The sequence below is a fragment of the Streptomyces sioyaensis genome (assembly GCF_004122735.1).
Taxonomy (GTDB): domain Bacteria; phylum Actinomycetota; class Actinomycetes; order Streptomycetales; family Streptomycetaceae; genus Streptomyces; species Streptomyces sioyaensis.
Window position 1 is genome coordinate 38,229 of sequence record NZ_SDIF01000002.1, and the last position, 24,067, is coordinate 62,295.

The window sequence follows — 24,067 nt, forward strand, 5'->3', positions numbered from 1 at the left end:
GCAGGAAGATGCGAAAGCGACCCGGCTCACAGTCGGACGAGCCCAGATGACAGGCAAGTAGGGCGGAGAGGGAGAGGGAGAGCGTGCGGCTGCCACTCCTGGCTCTGCTGGTCGGCGGACCCGCACACGGCTATGAACTCAAACAAGCCCTTGAGAACCTCCTGGGCGCGGCATACCCTCAGCCAAATGTCGGCCAGATTTACGTCACCCTGGGCAGGCTGGAGAAGGCGGGCCTGATCGAGGGAGAGGACGTCGAGCAGTCGGACCGTCCGAACAAGCGCATCTACCGGATCACCGCGGCGGGCCGCGAGACGGTGGACGCCTGGTTCGAGGAGTCCACTGCCGAGCCCCGGGTTCGGGACGAGTTCTTCATGAAGCTCGCCCTGGCCCCCCACACCGGGACCGCCAACCAGATCGCCTTGATCAACAAGCAGCGCCGCCACTACCTCAACACCATGCGTGACCTGTCGAAACTCGCCGCGGGCGAGGACCGGGAGAACCGGGTCGCGCAGTTGCTGATAGAGGGCGCGATGCTGCACCTACAGGCGGATCTCGACTGGCTGGAGCGCTGTCAAGAGGAGTTGGAATGAACCAGGACGAGCCGTCCGGCCCGATAGTCCGGGCAGCCGGCCTGGTCAAGACCTACCGGCCGGAGGGCGCCGCCCCCGTCCATGCCGTACGGGGCGTCGACCTGACCGTCGCACGCGGGGAATTCGTCGCCGTCACCGGCCCCTCGGGCGCCGGCAAATCCACCCTCCTCCATCTCCTCGGCGGCCTGGACCGCCCCGACAGCGGCGCGCTCTGGCTCGACGGCCGCCAGGTCGACGGCTACCGCGAGGCGCGCTGGGCCGAGCTGCGCCGCAACCACATCGGCATCGTCTTCCAGTTCTTCAACCTGGTCTCCAACCTCTCCGTGGCCGACAACGTCGAACTCCCCGCGCTGCTGGCCGGCCGGTCCCCCCGGCAGGCCCGGGCCGCCCGGGGCGAGCTGCTCGACGAGCTGGGCCTGACCGGCAAGGAGAACAGCACACCGGGCGAGCTGTCCGGTGGCGAACAGCAGCGCGTCGCTCTGGCCCGCGCCCTGGTCAACACCCCCACCCTGCTGCTGGCCGACGAGCCCGCCGGCAGCCTCGACAGCAAGGGCACCAGGGAGGTGCTGCGGCTGCTCGCCCGCTTCCACCAGCGCGGACAGACCATCCTGCTGGTCACCCATGACGCCAGGATGGCCAGCGCCGCGGACCGGGTGATCAGCTTCTTCGACGGCCAGGTGGTCGACGACGCGCACCTCGGCGGCGGCCGGCACCGCCCCGAGGCCGGGGTCGCCGACGTCCTCAAGCTCAAGGGCTGACCGGCGTGCGAGCAGCGGCCCGCTGGACCCAGGCGCATCTGCGCGCACACCGCCCCGCGGCGGTGCTCATCGTGCTGGCCACCGCCGGCATCACCATGTCGCTGCTGCTGGCCACCACCCTCTTCGCGTACGCGACCGACCCCTGGCAGCGGGTCTTCACCCAGTCCTCCGGCGCCCACGTCTGGATCCACACCCAGGCCGGCGCCCCCGCCGGCTCGCTCGCCGGCCTGGACGAGGTACGCGCCACCTCCGGCCCCTTCCGTACGGTCCGCACCACCGCGAGCCTTCAGCCCGGCGGCGCCAAGGCGACGCTGGAGCTGCGCGGCACCGACCGGCGCCCCGCCACCGCGGCGCCCCGGGTCGTCGCCGGCCGCTGGCTCGACCCGGCAGCCGACGCGGGCGCCACCAAGGGCATCGTCCTGGACAGCTCGGTGGCCCGCGCGATGTGGGCCAAGCCCGGGGACTCCCTCGTGCTGAGCGGCTTCCGGGCACACCTGCGCGTGGTGGGCGTCGCGGACACCGCCGAGGTCAGCTTCCGGGCCGGTGAGTCCCCGGGGGTGGCCTGGGTGCTCCCCGGGACCCTCGCGGCCTCGACGGCCGGCCAGGACATGCGCGGCCGCACCATCGGGCTCCGGCTGGCCGACCCCGCGGACACCGATTACGTGGTCCAGCGGGCCGTCACCCAGCTCGGCGCCGACCAGATCACCGATGTCTCCACCTGGCGGCAGGCCAGGGCCGAAGCCGAAGGGGACAACCAGCTCCTCGGCCGGCTGCTCGGCGGATTCGGACTCGGCGCGTTGCTCGCCGCCGCGCTGGCGGTGGGCGGCGCCATCAGCACCCGGATCCGCGGGCACCTCCGGGACATCTCGATCCTGAAGGCCATCGGGTTCACACCCGGCCAGGTGGTCCGGATGTTCCTCGCCCTGCACCTCCTCTTCGCCCTGCTGGGCGTCGCCCTCGGGGCACTGGGCACCCAGGTGCTCGGCAGCCTGATGCCCGGCCGGATCGGGGAGGCGAGGGCCGTGTGGCAGCAGCTTCCCGGGCACACCTGGCTGTCCTTCGTGATCTCCGGCGGTGTCGTGGTCTTCATCGGCTCGGCGACCTGTCTGGCCGCATGGCGGGCCGGGCGGGTGCCGCCGGTGCCGGTCGCCCGCGCCGCCGCGGTCGCCGGCGGCCGGGGCCACGGCCTGACCCGGCGGGCGCTCGGCCTGCGCGTCCCCCCGGCACTGGTGCTCGGCTGGCGGAGCGCCTTCCACCACCCGCTGCGCTCGTCGGCGGCCGTGGCACGGCTGGCCGTCCCGCTGCTGCTCATCACCGTGGCGCTGGGCGCCTGGACCACCCTGGACCGCTTCTCCTCGCACCCCGAGAACGTCGGTCTGCCCGCGGCCCTCACCGCGCGCTCCGACAGCCTCGGCGACCGGGAGCTGCACCAACTCCTCTCCTCCCGACCACAGCAGCTGACCGCCTACCCCGGTGCCGAGGTCCAGGCCCTCGTACCGGGGCAGACCGGGACCATCACCCTGCGGGGGCTGGGTACGGACACCCAGCCCTACCCCTTCGCCGTCGTGGAAGGGCGCGCCGCCCGCGGCCCCGACGAAGCGGTCGCGGGGCAGGGGCTGCTGGATCTCCTGGACGCCCATGTCGGCGACTGGGTCCGGATGACCGTCGCCGGCCGTCCGTACGTCCTGCACATCGTCGGCCGCAACATCGAAACGGCCGACGGCGGCCGGGTCGTCTCCACCAGCCTGGACACCCTGCGCGACGGCGCGACCGGCGACGGCGCGCCCCCGACGGGCCCGTCCCACCCGGACTTCTACAACCTGGTCCTGCACCACGGCGCCGACCCGGGCGCCGTGCGGGACTCCCTGACCAAGGCGTCCGCCGGCCGGATCGAAGTGCGGGAGACGCCCAACCCCGCCGATCAGCTGTCGGTGGTCCGTGCCGTCGCCGTCGGCCTGATCGCCGTCTTGATCCTGATCGGACTGGCGGAACTGGCGACCACGGTCGGTGTGGGCGTCCGTGACCGCAGCCGAGATCTGCTCGCCCTCCGGGCCGTCGGCCTGACTCCCCGTCAGATCACCGCCGTCATCGTCTCCGCCACCGCCTTCGTCACCTTGGCAGCCGCACTGGCCGGTACCGGACTGGGCGTCCTCGTCTCTCAGTGGCTCATCAATCTCCAGGGCAGCACCAGTGGCTGGGGGACCGGTATCGCCCAGCGCCCCGCCCTCGCCGTGCTGCTGCTGGTCATCGCCGTCGCGGTGATCGTCGCCGGAGCGGCCGCGGCCCTGCCCGCGGCCCGCGCCGCGCGCCGCCGCCTGGCGGACTCGGCGGCCGATCTGCTGTAGGGCCTGCCGGTAGGGTCCCGGGCCCTACCCCTACCAGGGCACGGCAGAGACCCCCGGCCGGAAATCCGGTCGGGGGTCTCATGCGCCGTGCGGGTGCGGCGGACGGACCGCGGGGAGACGAGGCCGGGGGGCGAGGCCGGGGGAGTGCCGGCCGGATCACCCGAGCTCGTTACGGGCCGCGCCGAGTACCCGAGCTCGCTACTGGGCCGCGCCGAAGTCCTGCGTCCAGTAGTCGCCGGGCTGGGCGTGGCCGACGCCGATCTCCTTGAAGGAGCAGTCGAGGATGTTGCGCTTGTGGCCGGGGCTGGTCATCCAGCCCTGCATCACGCTCTCGGGGGAGCTGTAGCCGTAGGCGACGTTCTCGCCGTAGGCGCTCCAGCTGTAGCCGGCCTTGGCGATCCGGTCGCCCGGAGACGAGCCGTCGGAACCCGTGTGGGACATGTTCTTGTGGGCGGCCATGTCCTGGCTGTGGTCCTGTGCGGCCTTCGTCAGCTTTGCGTTCACGGTCAGCGGTGCGCATCCGGCCTTGCTGCGCTCGGCATTGACGAGTTTCACGACCTGGGCCGTGTCTCCGGATGCCGGGGCGCTGGATTTCGACGCGCTCGGGGAGGGGGTGGCCGCCTTCGAGGCGCCTGCCGTCGGCTTACCGCTCCACTTGCCGCTCCAGTCGTGCTTTCCCGACCAGTGATGGTGGTATCCCGCACTCTGCCAGTGACCGTGGTACCGGCCGCCCGCTTGCCCGGGCTCGTTCAGACAGGCCATGGCCGCGGAGGGCACGGCCACGGCGCCGATGGCGAATGCGGCGACGGTTATCTTCCGGTAGCGCCGCGTTCTGCGATGTTTCGTCATGCGTGACCTCACTCGGTAATTGCCTAAGCGCCCTCCTGACGCGGGCGAGCTCGGCGCAATCCCGCGTCTGAACTGCGGAGACGCCGTGCGGTTCGTCATTCTTGGGAAGCCGTGTACGCAAGGCAACAAAGGGCACGTACTACCGCGCTTCGTAGTGCCGCACGACCCTTGCCACGGGTATGCGGGCGTGCTGGTCCCGCTCCCGGCGGCACCGGGAATTCCTGTTGTCCCGTCAGAAGTCGTTATGCATGCGATACACGGGCGCATTTCCCGCGCGGGTCGAATGCCGCCGCACCCGGTGCGAGATATGCCCGCGCCAAGACGGACAAATCTCTTATGTCGCCAGTGGGCTTCCTACTACTCCGCTTAGTAAGGGTGTGAACGCGCTATGACGGATGTCACGGAACCGTGGAATTCGGGTCGGCGTCGGTGAAGTATGCGAGGGTGGCGCAATGTCGGAACTGCCCGCAATTCACCGCTGGTACCGCTTCCGTGGCAATTTGATGGTGTCGATTCCGGTGTCGCTCGGGCAGGAGCGGGTGCGGCCGCTCCTGCCCGGGATCCGTCCGGTCAGCCCGCCTGGCCGGAGCACCCGGCCGGGGTCACCGCCGCACCCTTGGAGTACTTCCACTCCGGGTCGAGCAGCTCGGTCTTGAGCTGCCGCGCCGCGGCCGGGCTCTCGACGATGTAGCCGAAGTCCTGCAGCCAGGCCGGGTAGAGGTTCTTGGAGCCGATGTAGAACGCCGAGTCGTCCACCGACACCAGCTTGTGGTGCAGCGCGTACGGCTTGCCGTCGCCCCAGGTGCGACTGTCCGAGCTGCGGAAAGAGGCGAGTTGCAGATTGCTGCACATCGCCCGCGACGCCTTCTCGTTGTCGCCGGTGCGGGCCAGGAGACGCTTGCGGAGGGTGTCGCTGATCTCGTCCAGAGACTTGATCTGCGAGTAGCCCCCGCTGCCGACGGCGCCTCGGTTGGCGGGATCGCTGACGACGATGCGGACCTTCACGCCGGCGGCCAGCTTGGCCGCGAGCGTGTCATAGGTCCGGATGTCATAGCGCGGCAACGGCGGGCAGGTGGCGTTCAGGTCCTGCTGCGAGATCTCGACGTGGCTGCGCGCGCTCGCGATGAGCGAACGCAGCGCGTTCTCCTCGGGGTTGACCGTGTCGTAGTCGCGGTCGGCGTTGGTGTTGTCGTGCAGCCCCACGGTGCACTTGGTGTCCGGGGCCGTGGGCAGGTCCGGGTGGTATCCCGAGGAGGGGTCGGATTCCTTGATGCCGACGCCGAGACCGCCGACCGCGAGGACCGGGACGTCGCCGGCGGGCGCGGCGGGGGCGGAGTCCTCGTCCTTCTCCAGCGACGGCATGCAGGACGCCCCGTTCGACGTGGCGAGCCAGACCTTGGCCGGGTTGGACGAATTCTGGCAGGTCCACCCCCACAGCGTGTCGAGGTACTTCCCCGCGGACCGGGCGGCCGGCCCGGTGAGCGCCATGTCCACATCCGACACCGGGTGGGTGGTGTCGAGGTAGTCGTCCTTCCAGCCGTTGATCCCGCCCGTGACGGCCGTCGTCCCGTCGACCACCAGGAGCTTGGAGTGGTTCCAGGAGAAGGACGTCTTCGACGTGGTCATCGACGCGACGTTCAGCGTGACGTTCTTGGCCGCCCCGCCGAGCTTGCCGATCAGTTCGTCCCGGTAGCGGGAGGGGACCACATTGAGGTGATAGAGCGGTGCGGCACCGACCAGGATGCGTACCCGGGGAGAGTGCCCCGCCGCGACGGACGCCTTGAGGCCGGCGACGATGGCGTCCTCGAACCCGCCGTTGGGAAACGGCGCCAGCGAGGAGATGTCCACGGTGCGCTGCGCGTCGGCGATGTTGCGGGTCATCTTGTCGAGCAGCCGCCGGGATCCCGTGCGGTTCGTGCAGGCGGGGTCGCCCCAGCAGCCAGGGGTCTGCAGCAGCCAGCCGGAGGGGTCGTCCCCCGGGGCGTCCAGCCGGTTGCCGTTGGTGCGCTGCCACACCGAACCTTCGAGGCCGGGCGAGGTTTCGCGCAGCGACCGCTCGATGGAGTCCAGGTGCGGGGTGGGCGGGGTGTCCGCCGCGTACGCCGACGAGGTCGGTAGCGCCGCGCACACGGTCGTCAGGGCGACGGACGCCGGTATCAGGCGTCGGAGCCGGTGAGGAGCCAAGAGCTTTCCTTCTTACGGTGACGGGGAGAGCCGGGCGCTGACCAGCCGCCCGGCTCCGGTTGTTACCAGACGGTAGCGTCTCCTTCCTTATCTCCCCCGTACAGAAGACGATCTCCGCTACAACTTCTGTGGACGCACCGTCAGCTGCGGGGCCTCATGGCGGGAAGGGCCGTGCGGCGGGTGACGGGCGGCCTCCCGAACCGTGTCGGCAGCCGAGCATGACGAAGCGGAAGACGGGTACCGGGCCAGGACACCGGATCCACCCATCGAGGAGGCACGTCACCGATGCCCCGTAACGACACGACCGGCGAAGGCAACTCCCCGCTGCCCCACGATCTGCCGAGCCAGCAGGCCGATGCCGACAGCTCGGTGCCCGACCCGTGGGACCCCGAACTGTCGGAGCACGAGACCGACGGCCCCGACGAAACGATCCCCGACACCGACCAGGCCGGCACCGGGCGGGCCGGCGGTCCCCAGGGCGCGGGCGTCCACCCCGACCAGCCGATCCCGCATGAACCGGTCGACTGACGGCACACGCCCTGCCTGTCCCGCTTCCCGTCCCGTCTCCGGCTGCCCTGAGCGTCTCGCTCAGGGCAGCGCGGCGTCCGGCACCCCGTCACCGGCCCGGCCGACCGGGTTCTTCTCCTCGGCCGTCTTCCGACTCGTCTTCCGAGCGTCTCGTGGGACGTCCTCTTGGGGCGGCCAGGTGAGTCCGCCCCGACCCGGAACCGCTCTTCCCGCTCCCGTCCTGTACCGCGACGTACATTGCGGCTGGGGCCCGCGCCGGCCCCTCCCACGAGATCGGAATGTGCCATGAACTGCTATGACTGTGTGCCGGACGGCGACGCCCCCGCGGTGGCCATCTGCCGGAACTGCGGCGCCGCCCTGTGCGAGCAGCACGCCTTGTCCGCACCACAGACCGTGGTGCGGGTGCACGGTGTCGGTAAGACCACCGCGCCGGCGATGGCCCGCCGCATCGTGTGCACGGTCTGCCGGGGGGCGACCCAGGAGGAATGAGTCCGGCGCCGGTCCGGCGGGTGGCAGGATGCGTGCGGTGACGACCTTCGTATTGATCCCGGGCGCCGCCTGTGGCCCATGGCACTGGCATCTGCTGGACGCGGAGTTGCGGGCCCGCGGCCATGACGTGGTGAGCGTGGAGCTGCCGTGCGAGGACGATACGGCCGGGCTGGAGGAGTACGCGGACGCGGTCGTGGACGCCGTTGCGGGGCGGCGACGGCTGACGCTCGTGGCGCACTCCTTTGCCGGCTTCACCGCGCCCTTGGTCTGTGCCCGGGTACCGGTGGACGCGTTGGTCTTGCTGGCGGCGATGGTGCCCGTGCCCGGGGAGACACCGGGGGAGTGGTGGGCGGCGACGCGGCACCCGGACTCCGCGGTCAGACGGGCCGGGCGGGCCGCGCAGCGGGCGGGGGCCGGGGCGGCGCAGGGCGAGATGCCGGAATCGGCGGTGCCGGGCTCCGCGGCGGATCCGTTCTTCCAGGATCTGCCGCCGGCCCTGGCGGCACAGGCAGCGGTCCGCTGGCGGCGGCAGTCGGACACCCCGGCCACGCGGCCCTGGCCGATGACGTCCTGGCCGCCCGTGACGACCCGGTTCCTGTTGTGCCGTCAGGACCGTCTCTTTCCGGCTCCGTTCCTGCGTACCGTGGTGGCCGACCGCCTCGGCACGGTGCCCGACGAGATGGAGGGCGGGCACTTCCCGATGCTGTCCCGTCCCGCCGAACTCGCCGACCGGCTGGAACGCTACCGCCGCACAGTCACGAGATGACCGGCGGCCCCGCTCGGCTGCCTGACCGACCGAGCGGGGCCGCGAGGCTCAACTCACCCTGGCGGAGCCCGCGTTCGGGTAGGGCAGATGAGCCAGTGCGGCGATCAACCGCACCGGCAGGTACGCCGGCCAGTGCGGCCGGGCCGCCTGGTAGGAGACGTACCCGACGGACCTGCCCACCTGGACCTCGTCCGGCGTCTCCGCCTGGTAGACCACCCGGCAGTGGCCCGCGGCTTTTTTGGCGCGTTCCCACAGCGCGGGCGCGGGCTTCCGCTCGGCCTCGGTCCGCGGGGTGAAGATCCGGTCCCCGAAGTCGGACCAGGCGAACGGGCGGGTGTCGGCCCAGTCCTTGTCGATCACTTCCTTCAGCTTCGCCGCACGCGCCGCGTCCGTGGCGCCCCACGAGGGCGGCACGTTGGTGATCAGGCCGACCGGAATGTGGCGGGCACGCAGCGCACGCAGATGCTCGGCGGCTCCCGGCATGTACCGCACGCTCTCGTCCTCGGCCGTGTGCACCAGCGTCTCGCCGAGGTCGAAGTACACCATGACGCATCCTCGTGCGCGTCCTGCGTCCTCGGTGGTGCGCGGTATGCGGGTGGCCGCACTCGCGGTCGGCACGCTTAACGCGGCCAGGCCGCCCAGGGCGAGCAGCAGGAGCCAGCTGGTTCTGCGACCGGATGTCTTCTTCATGGGGGATGGCCTTCCCGTAGGGGGACATCCGATCGTATATGCGCCATGTGCACGTCACTCGGGAGACTGGCGCAGTCCAGCCAGAGTTTCCGGCGGTGTGACGGCCGGCCGGCGGGGGCGGTGTGAGGTGAGCGTGAAGGCTACGAAGCCCGCGGAGCCCCGTGGCCTCCGCGGGGTGTCAGGATTCCAGGAGCTTGCGCTTCTCCGCCTGGAATTCGGCGTCGGTGAGCACTCCTTGATCCTTCAGCTCGGTCAGCTTCTTCAGCTGGGCGATCTTGATGCTCATGTCGTCGGGCGGATCCGTGGCAGGCGGTCCGGCATCGGCTTCGCCGCCTTGCCTCTCCTGCTCGTAGTCCTGATCACTCACGGGGACACCTCGCTCACTCTCCGGCTCGCACCCTGCCCTGGCGTGCGGCTCCGGGCGCATCGGGCCAGATCCGCGGCCCACGGTCTCCATTGCACCGCCCCGCGCAGCCGCCCGCATTTTGGTGGAGCGGCGGACCTGGGGAAAAGGGCCGTGGGTGCGGAGAACCGGGACACTCGGCGACAGTGCCGGATCCCCCGGACGGCCGGATGGCCGCATGCCGATTTCCCGGAGCCGGCCGGGGCGGGTGCGCAGTGCAGCCTTCTGTGCCGCGCGGCCTCGCTGCTCCAGTGCGGTCAAATCGTCAGACCCGGAGGTGAGATGCGCCGGGAACATACCCGTGGAACCTTGGAAGGGTTCCCAGCGCACCCCGGCAGGTGGCCGGTCAGCAGCTACTCTTCCGCAACGAGGCGAGCCATGACCAAAAGTAGATCCGTCACCGGGTGGACGAGGTTTGCCGCGGTGCTGCTGGTATTCGGCGGTGCCATGACGATTCTGGCGGGCATTTCCGCCATCTTCGACGACAGGATTTTCGTCACCACCCGGCACTATCTCTTCAGCTTCGACGTCATCGGCTGGGGATGGGCCCATCTGATCCTGGGAATCGTCATCGTGCTGGCCGGCCTCTCGCTCTTCAAGGGAGCGACCTGGGCGCGCATCGTCGCGGTGGTCCTGGCGGGCCTCGGCGCGGTCGCGAATTTCCTCTGGATCCCGCACTACCCGCTCTGGGCCCTCACCCTTCTGGCCATCGACGTCGTCATCATCTGGGCGCTGTGCGTGGGCGACCGGCGCGCTCACACCTGACGCCGCGCAGGCCGGACCGGAGGCGTGCCGCGGCGCGACCTCACAAGGCCCCCGACCCTGCCTGACCAGCGCTTCGAAGATGTTTCCGAGCAGGTAGGGCGGGCCGTCCCGCCGCGGCCATGGCCCGCCAGCGCCGGGCGCGGATCTGAGTAGCGGTACTCATGACAGCGCCCGCGGCGCGCCGGGACGCTGAAGCGGATGAGTGCGCGTGGCGGGTCGGACCGACCCGGTCCCGTACGGGGTGCTGCGACGGCTGAGGGCCGCCGTACGCGCCGTACGTGGGGACCGCGGTCTGCCCGCTCCCCTGGGTGGACCGCGCCGACCCGTACCCCACGCTTTGAGGCTGATCCGTGAAGGCCATGACCGTTCCCCGCATGCTCCCGCCCGCGCTGGCCGCGGCCGTGCTCCTCGCCCTGGCCCTGTCGGGCCTCAGCCCGCACGACCGCCCCACCTGGCTGATGGAGACCTGCTGGGTGATCGTCGGCCTGCCGCTGCTGGTCGTGGTCTGGAGGCGCTTCCCGCTCAGCCCGCTGCTGTGCTGTCTGCTCGCCCTGCACGCGCTGATCCTGATCGTCGGCGGCCACTACACCTACGCCGAGGTTCCGCTGGGTCACTGGGTGCAGGACGCGCTGGACCTCTCCCGCAATCCGTACGACCGCCTCGGGCACCTGGCCCAGGGCTTCGTGCCCGCCATCCTGGTACGGGAGCTGCTGATCCGTACCTCCCCCTTGCGCGGCAGCGCCTGGCTGGCTCCGCTGACCGTCTGCGCATGCCTGGCGTTCAGCGCGTTCTTCGAGCTGATCGAGTGGTGGACGGCGCTGGCGCGCGGGGCCGCGGCCGATGCCTTCCTAGCCACGCAAGGGGACCGCTGGGACACCCAATGGGACATGGCCTGCGCTCTCCTCGGAGCGGTCGTCTCGCTCCTGCTCCTCAGTCGCCTCCACGACCGTCAGCTCGCCCGCTACGGCACCGTGCGGGCGCAGTCGGCGGAGCCGGCGCAGTCGACCGCCTGACGGCTCGGCCGCCGGCCGTTGCCGGCGGCCCACGTGGTGCGGTGGCAGCGCACCACGTGCGGTGGCGGGCCTGCGTCGGCCGGGCCGCCCGGCCCGGCCGCTTGTCGGAGGGAGTCGTCGGGCCTCAGACCCGCGCGGAGAACGGGCAGGCCCAGTCGGCCGGCTTGGGCCGGCCCGAGTAGCGACGGGCCTCGGAGAGCTTCTCGTACTCCAGCAGATTGGGGTTGATGTCGCCCTGCAGAAGGATGTCCTGCTTGCGTATCTTCTCCTGCAGCCGGTCCCACAGGCCGGCGGCCTTGATCCGGTTGAACTGGTCGTGCGAGTTGAAGGCCAGCATCGGGAAGGGCGGGCGGCGGCCGATGCGCCGGTGGGTTTCGTGCAGCCCGATCACGAAGAACGGGTGCCCGGCGACGCTGTACGCGAACGCACCTGACGACGGGTCGGGGTCGTACCCCTCGGCCCAGGGGTGCGAGCGGCTGTCATGGTCGTGCACCGCCTGCAGGTGCTGCCACAGCAGCTGCTCGAACTCGGTCTCCTCCAGTTGCAGCGGACCCGAGAAGGTGGCCACGAAGCTGGTGAAGGGCTTGGCGGCCCAGTCCACCGCCTCCACATACGCCTGCAGATCGGCCGCCATCTGCTCGGCCGCCGCATCATCCCCGAACCAGGTGTAATGGCGGTGCGTGATGCCCCCCTGTCGCCAGGCCGACCGGCCCGCGAGACAGGCAAAGGAATCGCCGAGCAGGAACTGCCCGACTTCGGTGGCGGCGGTGGCGGCCGAGGTGGCGATGGCTTCAACCGTCATGTTCGTGACCTTCGGTGAGGGGGGCATTACCCGAGGTGGGGCCCGGTTGGGAGTAGGACCCTGGCAGTCAAGATCGGTCGAGGCCGGTTCGTCAAGATACATCCGGAGAGCCCCCTCGGCGCACCCCCGCCGACAGCGTCAGGACCGCGGCTGCGGCGGTCCGATCGCGGCCGTTTTCGGCACGCTCCGGCCCGCCACGCGGCTGCCGGGGCCCGCACGCCCCGGACACCGGTCGGCCGGTCCGAGCCCTGCGCCGGCGGCTCGGACGGTCGGCTGATCCGTCCCGTCCGCCGGCTGCGGCAGCCGGGGCGGCCGCGGGGTGGCTGGGTGGCAGACGGGATCGGGGAACGCGGGTCAGGCCGAGGCGGGCGCGGCTTCCTCGGCGGCCTCCACGGCATCCTTCGCCTTGGTCCCGGTACCGGCCTGGGGAGCGGGGGCGGGGCGGGAGTAGAAGACGCTGCGTCCCTGCTTGCTGCGGTGCGCCAGTCCCTTGGCGACGAGCGAGGTCTCCAGGGTGTTGCGCACGGCGGTCTCCGGCGCGCCGTGGTCCGGGTGCTCCTGTCCCAGCAGCTTGGTCACTTCCGCCACGGTGCGCGGCTGCTCGTCGAGCAGCGCGAGCACGCGGTCGGCGCGAGTGGAGTTCTTCTGGCGGGCCTTGACCCGGGACGTCGTGGCCTTCCGTGTCTTCTTCGTGCCGCCCGCAACCTTGGCCGGGGGCTTCGTCGCGCTCCGCGCCGCCTTGGCCGGGGCCTTCTTCGCCGGCTTCTTCGCCGGCTTCGCCTTCGGCGCGGGGGCGTCCGGTCGTCGTGCCGCGGGTACCGTCACCGGCGGCGCCACCTCGGGGTCGGCCTCCGCGGGCTGCGGCGCGACGGGTTCCTCCGGTGCCGGAGTTCCGAGGTGCAGCTGGATGTCCTCCAGCTTCGCCCTGAGCTTCTGCAGCTCGTCGATGTCGTGTGTGATGCGCTCCAGCTTGGCAGCAACCTGTGCAGCGAACTCCGAGTCTGACATGACAACAGCCTGCTCTCTCTCGCCTGATCGATCTGCGGTTGGCTGGATGTTACTCATCTCTCTCCGCAATTAACCCAAGGTCTTTTGTCCTTGTCCTGGGGGTGCTTGGTCGATGAGAGTAATGTTGCCGCCGAACCCGCCTTCCGCTGCGGGGAGTTGGGGTCTTCTCCAGACTCTCTGAGCAGGGAAGAAAAGAGTCTGTAATGAGCCATCCGGGAGATGGCAGGGGCCCCGCGGGCCGTCGCGCCGTAGAACCGAACTCCACCCGTTTTTCACTCCTTTGAGGCTTTTGATCGAAGGCTCGTCATGGCCTTGTTCGGTGTCATGGACTTGTTCGGTGTCATGTCTTGTTGGGTGTGGGAGTGGGAGTGGGTGTGGGGGGCGGCGTTCGCGTTGGGTGTCGGTGCCCTGCCGCCGTCCGTTCCCGTCCGTTCGCGTCCGTTCCTGGAAATGACCGGGTTCACGGCCCTCGGGCCGCCTTTGCCGAGCACTCTGCGCAACCCCCCCGAATGGCCCCGCATAGCCTGCGCCGCACCGGGATCGGCAGTAGACAGAGGCGACGGGTATGACGGGCACCGGCAGCGGGAGGAGTGGCTCGGGATGCATGTCGTCGTCGACCTCAATCGCTGTCAGGGCTATGCGCAGTGCGCGTTCCTGGCCCCCCGCGTCTTCACGATGCACGGCGAGGAGAGCCTGCTGTACACCCCGGTCGTCCCGGAAGACCAGCGGGAACGGGTGCGGCGGGCCGTGGCCGCATGTCCGGTGCAGGCGATCCTCGTGGGCGAGGAGGCAGGCGCCGGTGCTCGGTGAATCACGCGGCGGCCGGATCGTCGTCGTCGGAGCGTCGCTCGCCGGTCTGCGGGCGGCCGAGACGCTGCGTGCGGAGGGTTTCGCCGGCTCGCTGACCCTGATCGGGGACGAGGAACATCCCCCGTACGACAGGCCGCCGTTGTCCAAACAGGTCTTGCTCGGGAAGGTACCCGCGGACAGGACCGGGCTGCCGCAGCGCCGTCGGCTCGACGCACACTGGAAGCTCGGTGTGCGTGCCGCCGGGCTCGACCCGGTCGGGAAGCGGGTGCTCCTCGCCGATGGTGCGGACGTACCCTTCGACCGGCTGCTGATCGCCACCGGCACCCGTGCCCGGCCCTGGCCGAACCTGGACGAGGCCGCCATGGACGGGGTGTTCACCCTGCGCACCAGGGAGGACGCGGTCGGACTCGCGAAGTGTCTGGACGCCCGACCGCGCCGGGTGCTGGTCGTCGGTGCCGGGTTCACCGGCTCGGAGATCGCGTCCGCCTGTCGGGAGCGCGGACTCGATGTGACGGTTGCGGAGCGGGGGCCGGCGCCTCTGGTCGGCGCGCTCGGCGGGACATTGGGCGAGCTTGCGGCGAAGCTCCAGCGTGCGCACGGCGTCGACCTGCGCTGCGGGGTGACGGTCACCGCCCTGGAGGGCGACGACCGGCTCACCGGCGCTCAGTTCTCCGACGGGACGAGGATCGACGCCGACATCGCCGTCATCGCGCTCGGCGCGGTCCGCAACACCGAGTGGCTTGCCGAATCGGGGCTCGCCGCGGGCCCCCGGGGCGTGACCTGCGACGCGGGGTGCCGCGCCTTCGACATGTACGGAATCGTCACCGACGACATCTTCGCCGCCGGTGATGTGGCCCGGTTCCCGCACCCGCTCTTCGAGTATCAGCTGCTCTCCCTGGAGCACTGGGGCAACGCCGTGGCCCAAGCGGAGGTGGCGGCCCACAACATGGTCAACCCCGGGCCGCGCCGACGCCCGCACCTGACGGTACCGGCGTTCTGGTCCAGCCAGTTCGGCCTCAACATCAAGTCTGTCGGGGTGCCCACCTTCTCCGACCAGGTGGTCATCGCCCAGGGCTCGCTCAAGGACGCCCGGCTGGTCGCCGTCTACGGCTACCGGGGGCGGGTCACCGCGGCCGTGAGCGTGAACCAGGCCCGGTCGCTGGAGTATTACGAGCGCCTGATCGAGACGGCAGCGCCGTTCCCGCCCCCGCCGGGCGCCGCCGACCAGCGGGAGTCCCCGGTGCCCATGCCCTCCGACGTACCGGACCCCAAGGTGCTCTCGCACGGTCCGACCGTCGCCCTGACCGGCCACCTGCCGGACCGGCGCCTGACCGTGCTGCGGCCGGCCCGCTGAGACCACACCGCCACGCCCTAGCGATGAGGAGCCCCCGCCCATGGCTGCGGACACCCTGTTCCAGCGGATCACCGACTACACGCACCGTGCCGACCCCTATCCGCTCTACGCCGAACTCCGCGAGAACGGGGTGGCGCGACAGGACGACGGCAGCTATCTGGTCGGGACGTACCACGAGATCGCAGCCCTGCTCCACGACCCTCGGATCAGTTCGGACCGGCGCCACCGCACCGCACCGGACGAGACGGCGGGCGCGGCGGAGGCGCTGCCGCCGTCCTTCATCGGACTCGACGACCCCGAGCACCACCGGCTGCGCGGCCTGGCGATGCGCTCTTTCGGCCCGCCCCACACACCGGACCGGATCGACGGCATGCACGAGGAGATCACCCGCATCGTGCGGGACCTCATCGCCGGCTTCCAGGGCAGGGAACGGATCGATGTCGTCGACGATTTCGCCTATCCGCTTCCGGTCACCGTGATCTGCCGGCTGCTGGGCGTACCGACCGAGGACGAGCCGCGGTTCCGTCTGTGGTCGGACGCGATCGTGGCAGGCTTCGACCCCACGCCCGGGGAGGACCCCGTGGAGCGGCAGCGGGCCGGCACGGAGGCACGGAAGGCGATGGGGCTGTATCTGGGCGAGCTCGCCGAGCGGCGCCGCGGCCACCCGTCCGACGACATGCTCTCCGCCTTCGTCAACGACGCGGGCCCCGGCGGGCAGCTGACCCCGCTGGAGACCATGACCACCGCCGTCCTGCTGCTCATCGCCGGGCACGAGACGACCGTCAACCTGATCACCAACGGCATGCTCACCCTGCTGCGCCACCCCGAGGCGCTGGAGCGCCTGCGCGGCGAACCCGCCTTGATGCCCAGGGCGGTGGAGGAGCTGCTGCGCTTCGAGCCACCCGTCCACATGCTGCCGCAGCGCACCCCGCTGGCCGACGTCGAGGTCGCGGGCATCACGGTTCCGCGGGGTTCCCCCCTCATCCTGATGCTCGCCTCCGGCAATCGTGACCCCCGGCGGTTCTCCGACCCCGACCGCTTCGACCCGGCGCGCGAGGACAACCAGCACCTCGGCTTCGGCAGTGGGGTGCACAGCTGCTTCGGCGCGCCGCTGGCCCGTCTGGAGACGCAGATCGCGCTGCACGAGCTCCTCCAGCACCTCGACACCCCGCGCCTGGTCGAGGACCCGCCTGAGTACCGGCGCAGCCCGGTACTGCGCGGTCCGCGGCATCTGTTCATCGAGCGCGGCGGGGTGTGAGCGTGCGGCAACCGGAGCACTGCGGGGCTCCGGTACGGGGCCGGTCAGGGGGTGGGCAGTCCGGGCCCCGTGCAGTGGACATCGGTGCGCGGCACGCTGCCGTCGACCAGATAAGCCGCGGCCGCATCGTCCACACAGTGGTTGCCCCGGCTGGCGAACACGCCGTGGGAGTAGTCGTCGTGCAGCGTGACCAGGCGTGCACCGGGGAGCCGCCGCTGTAGTGCCCGGGCCCCTTCGATGGGGGTGACGGGGTCGTGCGCGGAAGCGATCAGCAGAACGGGCGGGGCCTGGGGGCTGCCGAGCGGGGTGGGGTGTGCGGGCCGGTGGTGCCAGTACGCGCACACCGAGGCCTCCATGCCGGTGAGCACCGGCCGCGGGGCGAGCCGCCGCATCCGCCGGATGTCGGCCAGGACGCGGGACGGCGTGGGCGCCGGCCCGTCGGCGCACTTCACGGTGCGGTTGGCGGCTTCATACGTACGTGACGCGGCGCCGTCGAAGGGCTCTGTCGGGCGAAGCGGCCCGACGGTGCCGTCACGCAGGTAGCCGCGCAGGCCCTCGGCGAGGCCCGCCCAGCGTTCGGTGCGGCCCAGTGCCCGGTACACGGTGCGGTCGAACTCCGCCGCGCCGAAGCCGTGCACGGGGCGCCGCGCAAGCCCGTCACGCACCCGCTGGTACGCGGCGCGCACCGCCGCCGCGTCGGCACCGAGCCCGAACCGCCGCGCGGAGCGGGCCGCCCACGCGAAGAACACCGCCCGCTGGCGCACCAGCGCCCGGCTCTGGCGGAGATCGAAGTCGTACCACTCCCAGGGCCCGACGACGCTGTCCAGCACCATCCGGCCGACCCGGTGCGGGTATTGGGCGGCGTACGCGGCGCCGAGGTAGCTGCCGTACGAGACGCCGAGGAAGCCGATGCGGCGCTCGCCGAGCGCGGCCCGTATGGCATCCATGTCGCGGGCGGTCTCCGTGGTCGACAGATACGGCAGGGCGTCCTTGATGCCCCGGGCGCAGTCGTCCGCGGTCCGCCGCAGCCCGTCGAGGTAGGCCTTCTCGGCCGTCCGCCCCGTCGGCACCGGATCCGGCCCCGGGCTGTCGAAGAGACCGCCCATCGGCCCGCAGTCCGCGGGTGCGCTGAGGCCGGTGCCGCGCGGATCGAAGCCGATCACGTCGTACGAACGGCGCACCCGCTCGGGCAGTTTGGCGCGCTTGGTCACGGCGTAGGCCAGGCCGGGGCCGCCGGGCCCGCCCGGGTTGACCAGCAGGACGCCGCGCCGTTCGGACGCCGGTCCGGAAGCGCGGACGCGGGACACGGTGAGGCGCAGCTGCTTGCCGTCCGGGTGGCTGCGGTCCAACGGGACGTGCAGACGGGCGCATTCGACGCGGTCGGGGGCGGGCGGGGCCGGTACGGAGTCCGGGCAGGCACCGAAGTGGAGGGCGGGGGCCGGGGGAGCGGCGTGCACCGGGGCGGCCGGGAGGGCGGCGACGGTGACCGCGAGGGCGCAGAGCAGTCCCGTGCGGCGTGCGGCAGACATCACGGATCTCGCAATCGGAGGGCGAGGAAGCAGAGCGGGGGCGGAGGGTGTGGAGGCTGGCGTTGGTGTTGAAAATGATTATCGTTTACAGTGTGGCTCGGTCAAGCCCGGCGGTTCTCACCGGGGCTCCGCCACTCCCGGGGACGTGCCACCACCACGCCCCACACCGCCCGCGACGAAGGGAAACCGTGGCTCATCTGCTGATGGTCGAAAGCTGGGTCGGCGCGATGAGCAGGCTGCTCCCGCGCGCAATCCGGGAAGCCGGACACGAGTTCACCTTCCTCACCCGCGATCTGCACCACTACCTGCGCACCGCGCCCGAGGGCACCGCCCACCCGCTGCTCGGCGCCCGCCACGTGCTGACCGCCGACACCAACGACCTCGACACCCTGCTGCCGTACGTCGAGCGGCTGCACCCCGCGCTCGGCTTCGACGGGGTGCTCACGTCCTGCGACTACTACCTCCCGACGGCCGCGCGGATCGCCGGCCGCCTCGACCTTCCCGGCCCGGCGCCCGCCGCGGTCGAGGCCGCCTGCCGCAAGGACGTGACCCGGCGGCTGCTCGCCGCCGCCGGGCTGCCCGGCCCCCGCTTCGCGGTCTGCGTGGACCGGTCCGCGGCCGCCGTCGCGGCGGCGGAGATCGGATATCCGCTGGTGCTCAAGCCCGTCGACCTGTGTGCGGGCATGTTCGTCCGGCGCATCGACGACGAAGCGGAGCTGGTCGCCGCCTGCCGCGCGCTCGACGACTTCCCCGTCAATGCGCGCGGTCAGCGCCGGGCGCCCGTGCTCCTCCTCGAAGAGCTGCTGCAGGGGCCCGAAGTCAGCGTCGAGACCGTGACGTTCGACGGCGAGACCCAGGTGGTCGGGGTGACCGACAAGAGCGTAGGCGGGGCACCGGCCTTCATCGAGACCGGCCACATGTTCCCCGCCGAGATCCCGGCGGACGACGCGGCAGCGGCCGGGGAGACCGCCCGCCGGGCGATCGCGGCGCTCGGCCTCGACGGCGTCGTGGCCCACACCGAGATCAAGCTGACGCCCGACGGGCCACGGCTGGTCGAGGTCAACCCGCGGCCGGCCGGCAACCGCATCACCGAACTCGTCCGCCACGTCACCGGCATCGACCTCGCCGCCGCCGCGGTCGACGTGGCGCTGGGACAGCGGCCCGATCTGCGGACCCGGGACACCGGGCTGCGCAGCGCAGCGATCGGCTTCCTCGTGCCGCAGAACGCGGGTGTGCTGGCGGAGATCGACGGCGGCGACCTCGTGCGCCAGGCGCCGGACGTGCTCGAACTCCACCTCGCCGAGCCCGGCCGGGCCGTCAACGAGACCGGCAGCAACAACGCATACCTGGGACACGTCATGGCCGGCGATGCCGACGGCCCGGCCGCCCGCCGCCGGGTCGAGACGTTGCTGTCCGGGCTGCGCCCGCGGGTGGTGAACCGATGAACACGGCACTCACCCGCACCCCCGTCGTGACCACCCCGGCGCCGGCCGCCTCGTACGACGACCTGGTGACCCGGGTCCTCGACGGCGAGTTCGGGCCCGACCCGCGTACCCGGCGGATCACCGTGGCCTTCAGCACCCGGCAGGCCGTACGCCACGAGGGCCGCAGCGGTGGCTACCGCAACGAAGTGCTGAGCCTGCGGCTGGACGCGGCGGTCGGCTCCTGCGCCGTGGAGCCCGGCGCGCTGCCGGACGCCGCGGTCGAGGACTGTGTGGGCGCCGACGTCGCCCGCCTCTTGGCACACCCGCTGCGCCCGGTGCGGGTGGCCGCGCTGGACGCGTACCTGATGCAGGTGCTGCCGCACACCCCGGCGCACGGGGCGCGGCCCTGGTCCCTGCCGGCCGGATCGTCCCTGCGGAAGTCGCGGGCCAGGGCCCGGGCCGTCACCGGGCTGCTCGATGCCCCGCCCGGCGCGCGGGTGCTGGTGGTCGGAGTGGTCAACTCGCTGCTGGCGGCGCTGCGTGCCCGCGGCATGTCGTACGTGCCCTGCGACCTCAAGGGCGGCACGACCGAGTGGGGCGAGACCGTACGCACCGACGCGCTCGCCGAACTGGAGCGCTGCGACGCGGTGCTCGCCTCCGGGATGACCCTGGGCAACGGCAGCTTCGAGCCCCTACGGGACCACGCACTGCGGCACGGCACGCCCCTGGTGATGTTTGCGCAGACCGGGAGTGCGGTGCTGCCGCGCTTCCTCGGCTCCGGGGTGAGCGCGGTATGTGCCGAGCCCTACCCGTTCTTCTGGCTCGACGGCGGGCCCGGCACCATCCACCGCTACCGCGACCGGGCACCCGGAGCCGCCCGGTGACCACGGCCCTCCTTCGCCCCACCGGCAACCGGGAGCTGCTCGGCCTGCTCGGCCGCACCCCGCTCGCCCGGGTCACCACCGACCTGCCCTGCCCGCACCCCGGTTTCTGGGCCAAGCTCGAAGGGCTCGGCGCGGGCGGCATGAAGGCACGCGCAGCGGTGTCCATGCTGCTCGGCGCCCGGGAACGCGGCGAACTGCCGCCCGGCGCCCCCGTGGTGGAGTCCACCTCCGGCACCCTCGGCATCGGACTGGCCTTCGCCGGTCAGGCGCTGGGCCATCCGGTCGTGCTGGTCGGCGACACCGAGCTGGAGCCGTCGATGCGCCGCCTGCTGCGGACCTACGGCGTCCGCCTCGAACTGGTCGACCGGCCGGCGGCCGAGGGCGGCTGGCAGGCGGCCCGACTGGCCCGGCTGCGCCGGCTGCGCGCCGAGCTGCCCGGCGCGTACTGGCCCGACCAGTACAACAACCCCGACAACGTGGCCGGTTACGCCTCGCTCGCCGCCGAGCTGGCCGCCGCACTGGACCACCTCGACATCCTGGTGTGCAGCGTCGGCACCGGGGGCCACAGCGCGGGCGTCATCGGCCCGCTGCGCCGGCACTGGCCGCACCTGCGGCTGATCGGCGTGGACGCCACCGGCTCGACCATCTTCGGCCAGCCCGCCAGGACCCGGCTCATGCGGGGCCTGGGCAGCAGCATCCACCCGCGCAACGTCGCCTACGACGCCTTCGACGAGGTGCACTGGGTGGGCCCCGCCGAATCCGCGGACGCCTGCCGCCGGCTGGCCACCGGCAACTTCGTCAGCGGCGGCTGGAGCACCGGCGCGGCCGCCCTCGTCGCCGCATGGGCCGCGCGCGTCCACCCCGGAGCCGTGGTCGCCACGGTCTTCCCCGACGGGCCGCAGCGCTACCTCCACAGCGTCTACGACGACGACTTCGCCGCCGCCCACGGCCTGGACCTGACCCGTGCCGCCACCCGCCCCGTCGAGATCCCGCACCCACGGGCCGCCGAGGCGACGGGGTGGACCCGGTGCCGGACCGTCGCCGACCCGCTCACCCCCGCTGACGACGGCTCGCCCGACCCCACCGGCCGGCGCCCGCCCCGCGCGCCCTCCGCCACCGCGGCGCCGCGCCCCGACCGCCGCACCACCCGGGAAGAGACACCGTGAAGATCCGCCACCGCACCGTACGACTTCAACTGGCCGAACCACTGCGGATCTCCCGCTCCACGATGGCCGCCCGCGACGCCGTCTGGCTCGCCGTCGAGCACCAGGGGCACCGCGGCTACGGAGAGGCCGTCACCAGTACGTACTACGGCTTGGACGCCGCCACCATCGAACGGTGGCTGCGGGACGTCGCGTCGGACCTCGCCCGATGCGCCACCCCCGAGACCGCGCTCGACGCGCTGCGGGCGGGCGAACTGCCCGCGCCCGGTACGCCGCCGGCGGTGACCGCGGCGGTGGAGTCCGCGCTGCTCGACCTCGTCGGCAAGCGCGCCGGCCGCCCGGTGCACCGGCTGCTCGGCACCCCCGAGGCGCCAAGTGCCGCCACCGCCCGCACCCTTGGCATCACCTCGCCCCGCGCGGCCGCCGAGCAGGCTGCCCGGCTGGCCCGGCAGGGCTTCTCCGTCCTCAAGATCAAGGCCGGTGTCCCGGACCCCGACGACGACCTCGACCGCGTCCTGGCGGTCCGCAACGCCGCCCCGCACGCCCGGCTGCTGCTCGACCCCAACGGCGCCTGGACCCCGGCCCTGGCCGATGTCCTGCTGCCCCGTTACGCCGCACTCGGGGTCGAGGCCGTCGAGCAGCCGCTCGCCCCCGGAGACCCCGAGGCGCTGGCCGGGCTCGCCGAACGGTCACCGCTGCCGGTCATCGCCGACGAGGACGCGGTCGGCGAGGAGGACGCCCGGCGGCTGGCCGGCCGGGTGCACGGCATCAACGTCAAGCTCGCCAAATGCGGCGGGGTCACCGCCGCGCTGCGCATCGCCGACCTGCTCGCCGGCACCGGCACCGAGCTGATGCTCGGCTGCCTGACCGCCAGCACGCTCGGCCTCGCGCCGGCCGTCCACCTCGCCGACCGCGCCCGCTGGACCGACCTCGACGGCCATCTGCTGCTCGCCCACGACCCCTGGACCGGCATCGGCGGCACGGACGGCACCGTACGCGCCGGCCGGGGCCCGGGCCTCGGCGTCCGCCCGGCCCGCCGGCACCGGACGACGGGCACACCGGCCCACGGACAGGAGACCCCCCAGTGAAGACCTGGCACGAGCTGCGCGGCTTCCCGCTCGCCATCCGCCTGCTGCTGGTCAACCAGTTCGGCGTCAACACCGGCTTCTATCTGCTCATTCCCTACCTCGCGGTGCACCTGGGGGAAGACCTGGGGATGTCCGCGGCGGTCGTCGGCATCGTGCTCGGCGTGCGCAATCTGAGCCAGCAGGGGCTGTTCCTCATCGGCGGCTCGGCGTCCGACCGGCTGGGCGCCCGCGGCGTCATCATCGCCGGCTGCGCGCTGCGGACCCTCGGCTTCGGGCTGTTCGCGCTCGGCGACGGCCTGGCCGTCCTGCTCGCCGCGTCCGTCCTCAGCGGGCTGGCCGGTGCGCTGTTCAACCCCGCCGTGCGCGCCTTCCTCGCGCAGCAGGCGGGCAGCCGGCAGGCCGAGGCGTTCGCCCTCTTCAACGTCTTCGCCACCACGGGTGCCCTGGTCGGGCCGCTGCTCGGCAGCGCCCTGCTGCTCGTCGACTTCCGGGTCGCCGCACTCACCGCCGCCGCGCTCTTCGCCGTGCTCACCGTTGCCCAGGCCCTGGTGCTGCCCGCCTGCGAGGTCGCCCCGGCGGCGGGCGGGGTCCTCGCCGACTGGCGCGAGGTGCTCGGCAACCGCGTCTTCCTGGCCTTCGCACTGGCCATGGTCGGCATGTTCACCCTGCAGAACCAGCTGTACCTGCTGCTGCCCGACGGCGCGCGGCGGGCCACCGGCTGGGACGGCGCGGCCGGCCTGGTCTTCCTCGTCGGCACCCTCGCCAACCTCGCGCTCCAGATGCGCCTCACGCGGGCGCTCAAGGAACGCGGGGAGCGGGCACGGTGGATCGGCGCCGGGCTGGTCCTGATGGGCCTGGCCTTCGTCCCGCCGATGGTCGTCGCGGGCCTGGACGCGCCGCCCGGCGGCCCCGGCGAAGCCGTGCTGCGGGCCCTTCCGGTACTGGCCGGGGCGCTGTTGCTCTATCTGGGCGTCATGATCGCCCAGCCGTTCGTGATGGAGCTGATCCCCGCCTTCGGCCGCGCCGAACTCACCGGCACCTACTTCGGATTGTTCTACGTCGTCTCCGGCGTCGCCGCCGCGGTCGGCAACACCGTTGTCGGCTGGGCGATGGACACCGGGTCGCGGATGCGGACGCCCTGGCTGCCGTGGGCGTGCTGCCTGGCCTTCGGACTGCTCTCCGCGGCCGGAGTCACCTGGCTGCACCGGCTGCGGGGGCTGCCGGGGCGGACGACGGGGGAGGAGACGGACCGGCCCGCGCCGGCGGAAGTGCCCGCCGCGACCGCGCCGGACGGGACGACGACGGCCGAAGCGACGACGGCCGAGGCGACGACGGCCGGGCCGGCCCGGGCGACGGAGAGAGGGTGA

23 protein-coding genes are annotated in these 24,067 nt (G+C 72.2%); 16 read left to right on the plus strand and 7 right to left on the minus strand.

The features are described from left to right. Positions 1 to 83: 83 nt before the first annotated feature. The 3 genes from EST54_RS00985 to EST54_RS00995 are packed head-to-tail and all read left to right on the plus strand — an operon-like array spanning position 84 to position 3,693. Positions 84 to 590: a PadR family transcriptional regulator gene (locus tag EST54_RS00985; protein ID WP_129243809.1), complete on the plus strand. Its 507-nt coding sequence runs from the start codon at positions 84 to 86 to the stop codon at positions 588 to 590. Next, the gene (locus EST54_RS00990) at positions 587 to 1,348 is read left to right on the plus strand and encodes an ABC transporter ATP-binding protein (RefSeq protein ID WP_129243812.1); all 762 of its coding nucleotides are present in this window, start codon (positions 587 to 589) and stop codon (positions 1,346 to 1,348) included. Before EST54_RS00985 ends, EST54_RS00990 begins: the two co-directional genes overlap by 4 nt. A 5-nt stretch (positions 1,349 to 1,353) precedes the next feature. Continuing rightward, a complete protein-coding gene (locus tag EST54_RS00995) occupies positions 1,354 to 3,693 on the plus strand; it encodes an FtsX-like permease family protein (protein ID WP_129243815.1) in 2,340 nt (779 codons plus the stop codon). A gap of 198 nt (positions 3,694 to 3,891) precedes the next feature. Here the strand turns inward: EST54_RS00995 and EST54_RS01000 are convergent, their stop codons facing one another. Beyond that, positions 3,892 to 4,542, minus strand: a complete 651-nt coding sequence (locus tag EST54_RS01000) for a CAP domain-containing protein (RefSeq protein ID WP_129243818.1) — start codon at positions 4,540 to 4,542, stop codon at positions 3,892 to 3,894. Positions 4,543 to 5,112: 570 nt separating this feature from the next. Next, positions 5,113 to 6,726: a phospholipase D-like domain-containing protein gene (locus EST54_RS01005; protein ID WP_239013581.1), complete on the minus strand. Its 1,614-nt coding sequence runs from the start codon at positions 6,724 to 6,726 to the stop codon at positions 5,113 to 5,115. A 285-nt stretch (positions 6,727 to 7,011) separates the two neighbouring features. Here EST54_RS01005 and EST54_RS01010 point away from each other — a divergent pair, with 285 nt between their 5' ends. The 3 genes from EST54_RS01010 to EST54_RS01020 all read left to right on the plus strand — a co-directional run bounded on the left by EST54_RS01010 (position 7,012) and on the right by EST54_RS01020 (position 8,509). Next, positions 7,012 to 7,254, plus strand: coding sequence for a hypothetical protein (locus EST54_RS01010; RefSeq protein WP_129243821.1), 243 nt, complete (start codon positions 7,012 to 7,014; stop codon positions 7,252 to 7,254). A 285-nt stretch (positions 7,255 to 7,539) separates the two neighbouring features. Further along, positions 7,540 to 7,743, plus strand: a complete 204-nt coding sequence (locus EST54_RS01015) for a DUF2180 family protein (RefSeq protein WP_129243824.1) — start codon at positions 7,540 to 7,542, stop codon at positions 7,741 to 7,743. 37 nt (positions 7,744 to 7,780) lie between these two features. Then, positions 7,781 to 8,509, plus strand: a complete 729-nt coding sequence (locus EST54_RS01020; RefSeq protein WP_129243826.1) for an alpha/beta fold hydrolase — start codon at positions 7,781 to 7,783, stop codon at positions 8,507 to 8,509. A gap of 48 nt (positions 8,510 to 8,557) precedes the next feature. Here the strand turns inward: EST54_RS01020 and EST54_RS01025 are convergent, their stop codons facing one another. Beyond that, positions 8,558 to 9,199, minus strand: coding sequence for an HAD family hydrolase (locus EST54_RS01025; RefSeq protein WP_239013580.1), 642 nt, complete (start codon positions 9,197 to 9,199; stop codon positions 8,558 to 8,560). Between the two features lie 178 nt (positions 9,200 to 9,377). Then, the gene (locus tag EST54_RS01030; RefSeq protein ID WP_244942416.1) at positions 9,378 to 9,566 is read right to left on the minus strand and encodes an SHOCT domain-containing protein; all 189 of its coding nucleotides are present in this window, start codon (positions 9,564 to 9,566) and stop codon (positions 9,378 to 9,380) included. Between the two features lie 414 nt (positions 9,567 to 9,980). Between EST54_RS01030 and EST54_RS01035 the strand changes: the two genes are divergently transcribed. Beyond that, positions 9,981 to 10,367: a DUF7144 family membrane protein gene (locus tag EST54_RS01035; RefSeq protein WP_129243829.1), complete on the plus strand. Its 387-nt coding sequence runs from the start codon at positions 9,981 to 9,983 to the stop codon at positions 10,365 to 10,367. 359 nt (positions 10,368 to 10,726) lie between these two features. Beyond that, complete coding sequence (locus tag EST54_RS01040; RefSeq protein ID WP_129243832.1) at positions 10,727 to 11,380, plus strand: DUF2238 domain-containing protein; 654 nt, start codon at positions 10,727 to 10,729, stop codon at positions 11,378 to 11,380. Between the two features lie 124 nt (positions 11,381 to 11,504). Here the strand turns inward: EST54_RS01040 and gntA are convergent, their stop codons facing one another. Next, positions 11,505 to 12,182 (minus strand): guanitoxin biosynthesis heme-dependent pre-guanitoxin N-hydroxylase GntA, encoded by a 678-nt coding sequence (gntA, locus tag EST54_RS01045; RefSeq protein ID WP_129243835.1) that lies wholly within the window; start codon positions 12,180 to 12,182, stop codon positions 11,505 to 11,507. Between the two features lie 354 nt (positions 12,183 to 12,536). Then, positions 12,537 to 13,190 carry a hypothetical protein gene (locus EST54_RS34385; protein ID WP_129243838.1) on the minus strand — a complete coding sequence of 218 codons (654 nt, stop codon included), beginning with the start codon at positions 13,188 to 13,190 and terminating at the stop codon, positions 12,537 to 12,539. A gap of 600 nt (positions 13,191 to 13,790) precedes the next feature. Here EST54_RS34385 and EST54_RS01055 point away from each other — a divergent pair. The 3 genes from EST54_RS01055 to EST54_RS01065 are packed head-to-tail and all read left to right on the plus strand — an operon-like array spanning position 13,791 to position 16,612. Further along, on the plus strand, positions 13,791 to 14,000 hold the full coding sequence (locus EST54_RS01055) for a ferredoxin (RefSeq protein ID WP_129243842.1): 210 nt from the start codon (positions 13,791 to 13,793) through the stop codon (positions 13,998 to 14,000). Continuing rightward, a complete protein-coding gene (locus tag EST54_RS01060) occupies positions 13,990 to 15,354 on the plus strand; it encodes an NAD(P)/FAD-dependent oxidoreductase (RefSeq protein WP_129243845.1) in 1,365 nt (454 codons plus the stop codon). Before EST54_RS01055 ends, EST54_RS01060 begins: the two co-directional genes overlap by 11 nt. A gap of 40 nt (positions 15,355 to 15,394) precedes the next feature. Then, positions 15,395 to 16,612 carry a cytochrome P450 gene (locus EST54_RS01065; RefSeq protein ID WP_129243848.1) on the plus strand — a complete coding sequence of 406 codons (1,218 nt, stop codon included), beginning with the start codon at positions 15,395 to 15,397 and terminating at the stop codon, positions 16,610 to 16,612. A gap of 44 nt (positions 16,613 to 16,656) precedes the next feature. Here the strand turns inward: EST54_RS01065 and EST54_RS01070 are convergent, their stop codons facing one another. Beyond that, a complete protein-coding gene (locus EST54_RS01070) occupies positions 16,657 to 18,141 on the minus strand; it encodes an alpha/beta hydrolase (protein WP_129243851.1) in 1,485 nt (494 codons plus the stop codon). 188 nt (positions 18,142 to 18,329) lie between these two features. On the opposite strand from EST54_RS01070, the gene EST54_RS01075 reads away from it, so the two are divergent. Genes EST54_RS01075 through EST54_RS01095 form a run of 5 tightly spaced genes read left to right on the plus strand, consistent with a single transcriptional unit; the run spans position 18,330 to position 24,067 of the window. Then, a complete protein-coding gene (locus tag EST54_RS01075) occupies positions 18,330 to 19,586 on the plus strand; it encodes an ATP-grasp domain-containing protein (protein WP_129243853.1) in 1,257 nt (418 codons plus the stop codon). Beyond that, entirely contained in the window at positions 19,583 to 20,449 is an 867-nt protein-coding gene (locus EST54_RS01080) for a Rossmann-like domain-containing protein (protein WP_129243856.1), read from the plus strand. The genes EST54_RS01075 and EST54_RS01080 overlap by 4 nt, the downstream gene beginning before the upstream one ends. After that, complete coding sequence (locus EST54_RS01085) at positions 20,446 to 21,615, plus strand: PLP-dependent cysteine synthase family protein (RefSeq protein ID WP_129243859.1); 1,170 nt, start codon at positions 20,446 to 20,448, stop codon at positions 21,613 to 21,615. The genes EST54_RS01080 and EST54_RS01085 overlap by 4 nt, the downstream gene beginning before the upstream one ends. After that, on the plus strand, positions 21,612 to 22,700 hold the full coding sequence (locus EST54_RS01090; protein WP_129243861.1) for a dipeptide epimerase: 1,089 nt from the start codon (positions 21,612 to 21,614) through the stop codon (positions 22,698 to 22,700). Before EST54_RS01085 ends, EST54_RS01090 begins: the two co-directional genes overlap by 4 nt. After that, positions 22,697 to 24,067 (plus strand): MFS transporter, encoded by a 1,371-nt coding sequence (locus tag EST54_RS01095; protein WP_244942417.1) that lies wholly within the window; start codon positions 22,697 to 22,699, stop codon positions 24,065 to 24,067. The genes EST54_RS01090 and EST54_RS01095 overlap by 4 nt, the downstream gene beginning before the upstream one ends.

What these genes read in the sequence shown, in the direction of transcription:
- EST54_RS01035 (WP_129243829.1), top strand. Translation starts at nt 9,981, where the DNA reads ATGACCAAAAGTAGATCCGTCACCGGGTGGACGAGGTTTGCCGCGGTG.
- EST54_RS01000 (WP_129243818.1), bottom strand. Translation starts at nt 4,542, where the DNA reads ATGACGAAACATCGCAGAACGCGGCGCTACCGGAAGATAACCGTCGCC.
- gntA (WP_129243835.1), bottom strand. Translation starts at nt 12,182, where the DNA reads ATGACGGTTGAAGCCATCGCCACCTCGGCCGCCACCGCCGCCACCGAA.
- EST54_RS01065 (WP_129243848.1), top strand. Translation starts at nt 15,395, where the DNA reads ATGGCTGCGGACACCCTGTTCCAGCGGATCACCGACTACACGCACCGT.
- EST54_RS01015 (WP_129243824.1), top strand. Translation starts at nt 7,540, where the DNA reads ATGAACTGCTATGACTGTGTGCCGGACGGCGACGCCCCCGCGGTGGCC.
- EST54_RS00990 (WP_129243812.1), top strand. Translation starts at nt 587, where the DNA reads ATGAACCAGGACGAGCCGTCCGGCCCGATAGTCCGGGCAGCCGGCCTG.
- EST54_RS01080 (WP_129243856.1), top strand. Translation starts at nt 19,583, where the DNA reads ATGAACACGGCACTCACCCGCACCCCCGTCGTGACCACCCCGGCGCCG.
- EST54_RS01070 (WP_129243851.1), bottom strand. Translation starts at nt 18,141, where the DNA reads ATGTCTGCCGCACGCCGCACGGGACTGCTCTGCGCCCTCGCGGTCACC.
- EST54_RS01025 (WP_239013580.1), bottom strand. Translation starts at nt 9,199, where the DNA reads ATGAAGAAGACATCCGGTCGCAGAACCAGCTGGCTCCTGCTGCTCGCC.
- EST54_RS34385 (WP_129243838.1), bottom strand. Translation starts at nt 13,190, where the DNA reads ATGTCAGACTCGGAGTTCGCTGCACAGGTTGCTGCCAAGCTGGAGCGC.
- EST54_RS01055 (WP_129243842.1), top strand. Translation starts at nt 13,791, where the DNA reads ATGCATGTCGTCGTCGACCTCAATCGCTGTCAGGGCTATGCGCAGTGC.
- EST54_RS01010 (WP_129243821.1), top strand. Translation starts at nt 7,012, where the DNA reads ATGCCCCGTAACGACACGACCGGCGAAGGCAACTCCCCGCTGCCCCAC.
- EST54_RS01040 (WP_129243832.1), top strand. Translation starts at nt 10,727, where the DNA reads ATGACCGTTCCCCGCATGCTCCCGCCCGCGCTGGCCGCGGCCGTGCTC.